This is a genomic window from Acidilobus sp. (genome assembly GCF_049973875.1).
Taxonomy (GTDB): domain Archaea; phylum Thermoproteota; class Thermoprotei_A; order Sulfolobales; family Acidilobaceae; genus Acidilobus.
Genome location: NZ_JBMFJI010000050.1, coordinates 1 through 3,947, shown reverse-complemented (window position 1 = coordinate 3,947; position 3,947 = coordinate 1). Strand labels below are relative to the sequence as shown.

The 3,947-nt window shown below is 47.4% G+C and carries 4 protein-coding genes; 1 reads left to right on the top strand and 3 read right to left on the bottom strand.

Translation table 11 applies throughout. The features are described from left to right. Nucleotides 1–848 precede the first annotated feature (848 nt). Nucleotides 849–1,217, bottom strand: a complete 369-nt coding sequence (locus ACP5H1_RS08085) for a hypothetical protein (RefSeq protein WP_427973915.1) — start codon at nucleotides 1,215–1,217, stop codon at nucleotides 849–851. 261 nt (nucleotides 1,218–1,478) lie between these two features. Continuing rightward, nucleotides 1,479–2,402, bottom strand: coding sequence for a glycosyltransferase (locus ACP5H1_RS08080; protein ID WP_427973913.1), 924 nt, complete (start codon nucleotides 2,400–2,402; stop codon nucleotides 1,479–1,481). Between the two features lie 88 nt (nucleotides 2,403–2,490). On the opposite strand from ACP5H1_RS08080, the gene ACP5H1_RS08075 reads away from it, so the two are divergent. Continuing rightward, the gene (locus ACP5H1_RS08075; protein WP_427973910.1) at nucleotides 2,491–3,528 is read left to right on the top strand and encodes a glycosyltransferase; all 1,038 of its coding nucleotides are present in this window, start codon (nucleotides 2,491–2,493) and stop codon (nucleotides 3,526–3,528) included. A gap of 27 nt (nucleotides 3,529–3,555) precedes the next feature. Here ACP5H1_RS08075 and ACP5H1_RS08070 read toward each other — a convergent pair. Next, the coding region (locus ACP5H1_RS08070) for a glycosyltransferase (protein WP_427973907.1) at nucleotides 3,556–3,947 on the bottom strand (392 nt) is incomplete at its 5' end.

Below are 3,947 nucleotides of genomic sequence, written 5' to 3'. Positions count from 1 at the left end.
GTGTTGGGCTCAGATTTTGATTTAAGGGGCGAGCCCTATTTCACGAGTTCACCTATATAGACCTTAGAGACCTTTTAGTAAAACTTACTTATCTACATGATCACGCTGATTCACTGCTGAAGTGGGGACTTGAAAATAGAAGGGAGGCTCTACAGAGATCCCGCGCTAATGAGGAAGAGATGCGTAAACTGGTGGGTTTCCTCATCAGTAGCCTTACCTAAAGCCATTGATTCATTAAAATGACCTCAACATAGAATCCTTACTGACTCACAAGGACCGAGTAGTTCACCTATTGAACATGCTTTACCGCCTGGCTTAAGCCGATGAAGTTATAATGTCGTGAGACTTATTATGAATAAAATGTAATGTGACTCTTTGTATTTCCTTCCATCGCTCTGTTACTAAATACAGCTTTTCAGCTCAAATAAGTTTAGCATATAACTCCCTTAAGTTGATACCATTAAAAGATTATACTACTATCTCCTTAATGACTTTAGACTTTATTGCGCTTTGGCCTATATAATTAAGTAGCTTTAAAATTCTAAAAAATTCTAACAGTTCATTTGAACATAACTTTGACAACTCTTCTAGTTCAACTTGCCCTTACTTTAAATTACCACAACTTAACAAGCTAAAGCTTTGGTCTCGCAAGCTTAATAAGACAGGAACCCTTAGATAAGCTACGCCTTATGTTTATTATGTCATTATATTAAGTATCTGACCGGTTATAGCTTACTAGCCTAATAGCCTATAAGCTGCCCAAGGTTTAGTAATACTAACACCTATAGATATAGATTATATAGATTAATAGAACTCGCTATTTAAATTAAAGATAACACGAGGCAAGCCTAAGCCTCACCCCTGAGCCTTACCCTTACTGCCTCAAGCGCCTTCCTGAGGCGTAAGGGGGTATCGGAGCCGCGAGGGGCTACCCCGTCTATGAAGGTAAACATGTAGGGGAGCGTCGTGTACATCAGTGACAGTACTTCGTGCTTAACTAACGAAGCAGCGCTCCTTTTCCGCAACAGTGCCGAGTTAACCAGGCCACAGCGAAGAAACCCGAGAAGCTCGGAGGGCCGCAACACTAAGCTTTGCGAGAGACCCCTGGCAAGCCGCGTTGGAAGATACAGGGCCTCCAACCTATCGTAGGTTGCAAAGAATTCATAGTCGTTACACTTACACCCTTCCGGGAGCTCTCCAGCCTCGCGGCTGAGCAACCTGTTTACCTTCAGAAGCCACATCATCCTTTCAACTAGCCTTGTGTCATCAATATGAGAGTCCTCAGCCTTGCCGTTTCACACGCGTAAACTATAAGCACCTCGTCAGGCTGCCCCCTCTACAGTTTAAGTGATGAGAGGTAACCCCTAAGCTCAGACCTGCAGAGCGTGACGACGACAACGGAAATCCTGGTCATGGCATCTCCACCTTGACGCAGTCAGTAAAGCCTAGGGACGCCAAAACTTCGCTGGAAATTATGCCTACCAACACCTTTGAGCCCCCTGGCAACAGATGTAGGGTTTAATGTTAGTCGACTCGACATTTGTGACGACCCAGTTAAATCCTAGCCTGTTGGCAGTTGAGATAAGTATAGAGAATACCACATGGCTACTGTTGGCTCCAACCTCCTTAACCGGATCCACGAGCCCGTTAACCATATACTTAAACATTAAGTCATAGTTGTTGAGCAGAGGGTCATACCGATATATACCCTTCGTATGGGCTGTCGCGTAAATTATGGGGGTCGCGACGAGAAGGTAAGGCCTCCGCCTTATGTAAGAAATCGACGTGAACTCGCTATATTTAAGCCCGTTACCTCTATTTAAGTCGACGACGTTTCTTACAGATCTAGAGACCGCGCTAAGGGTTTCTCTCACGTAACGCCTGGCATCGCCCAGCAGGTGCTCTCCATATGGTCTTGATGATAAAGGCCTTCTGAACAGCGCTGGCACATGAAAGTCAAAGCTTATTCTTGTGAAGAACTCCAAGTCCTCTGCAATGTTGAGGTCCCTCCAGCCTTCTCTGTCAATCGCGTAGTCTCTCCTTACGAGATAGTGCAACGGCCTTGGGCTTCCAGTGGCAACCCCCCACTCGTAGGCCGCATGGAAGTTCCTGTTGTATTCGTCATCAAGGTCAAAGTAGGCGGCGTACGAGCCTTCTGGGCACATTTTAAGCGCGTAGTCCCTGCCCTTTCCACGTGAGGAGCCTGGCAGGCGGTACACTCTTAGGTTGTAATCCTTGACTATCTCCAGGAGCTTCTCATAGGTGCCATCTCTTGAGCCTCCGTCAACAACTACTATCTCGGCGTCAGGCCTGTAGACGCTCTTTATTGAGTCCTCAACAGTTTCAGCAGAGTTCAGCACCGTGCCGTAGAGGCAGAGCCTTAGAGGTGCCACTTCAATCACCAAAAGCTTTTAAATTTCCTGTTAGCTTGTTAAAGCCTAGGTATAAATAAATTAAAGTTAAGGCCCCAGTCTTATAGGTGACAGTGTTGTGAACGTTTGCCTGCTGTTAGACGACACTGAGACACTGGGCGGCATCCAGCTAATGGCCCTTGATACCGTTGAGCCATTATTGAAGAGCGGCTTTCATGTGACGCTGGTCACAAGACAAATGGGCGACTGGTTCTTAAGGAGGCTTCTGACCATAGGGAGCGCGCGGGTAGCTCTAAGAAGGTTCATGCCAACCTCCACGGCTAACATAATAATGGACGCAGTCCAGGCCTTTCCCAATGGGTGTGAGCTAAGGTTTAACTTCCACGGCGACGTGCAGCCAGTGGACGCCGATATAATCTACTTTCACCAGTTCAACATAGACTACGGCTTCAGGAGCAGCGCTAAGGCTAGGTTAAAGCTCCTCCCTCAGTGGGAGGTCAGAAGCAGGTTCCTTGAAAAGATGAGGGAGAATGACAGGCTTTTCCTGGTGAACTCCACTTTCACGATGGCCGAAGCCAGGCACTTCTGGGGGATCACTAACGTTAAGGTTCTTCATCCTCCTGTTCACGTGGAGAGATACAGCGACTGGTCTAACGTGCCAAGGCCTAGAAGGGTAGTGACTGTCCACAGGCTGGATGACTACATGCTTAAGGTAATTAAGGAGGTTGCCTCTTCCCTTGACTATGAGTTCGTCGTTATGGGCTCTGTCAAAAACGCTAACTCACTTACGGAGCTTTCAAAGCTCCCGCGCAACGTCAAGGTTATCCCAAACGTAGATGAGCCGACTAAGAAGGTGTACCTTCAGACGTCACGGACCTACTTCAATGCTAACATGTTCGTGGAGGGCTTCGGAATAGCAGTTGTTGAGGGCATGGCTGCCGGAGCCCTGCCTGTCGTCAGGAGGGTTGGGGGGCAATTAGACTATGCACCTGAGGAGTTCATGTTCAACAACGTTGATGATGCCATAGATAAGGTTGAAAGGGCCGTTGAGTCCTGGGATTATGAGAAGGCAAGCCTGATGAAAAATATCGCACAGCGGTTCTCGCTTAATGCGTACGCTGACAAATTGATCAATATAGTTACTAAGATCGTTTGACCTAGCCTACAATTGAATAAGGACCTGTTAAGGGAGGCCTACGCACGCCTTAAACCTCCTCATGAAGTCATCAAACCTGAAGCTGGCTGCGGTTCTCCTGGCGTTAAGGTAGAGCTCATCAGCAAAAGTTGGGTTATCAAGGAGCTGTGAGACTGCGGCCGCCACTGACTCGGGGCTCCTCTCCTCAATTATCAGGCTGTTATACCCATGCCTAGCGTAGGAGAGAGACTCCAGGTTCTTGATAATAACTACCGGCGTGCCGCAGGCCATGGCCCCAAGTGGAGGCAGGCCGAAGCTCTCAAAGTAACTTGTATAGACAAAGGCGTAGAGGTTCTCGTAGAACTTAGCTAAGGTTTCATCAGAAGAGCGGCCAAACTCTACGTAGGGGAACTTTGCATTATCGAGTCTAACTTTATCAT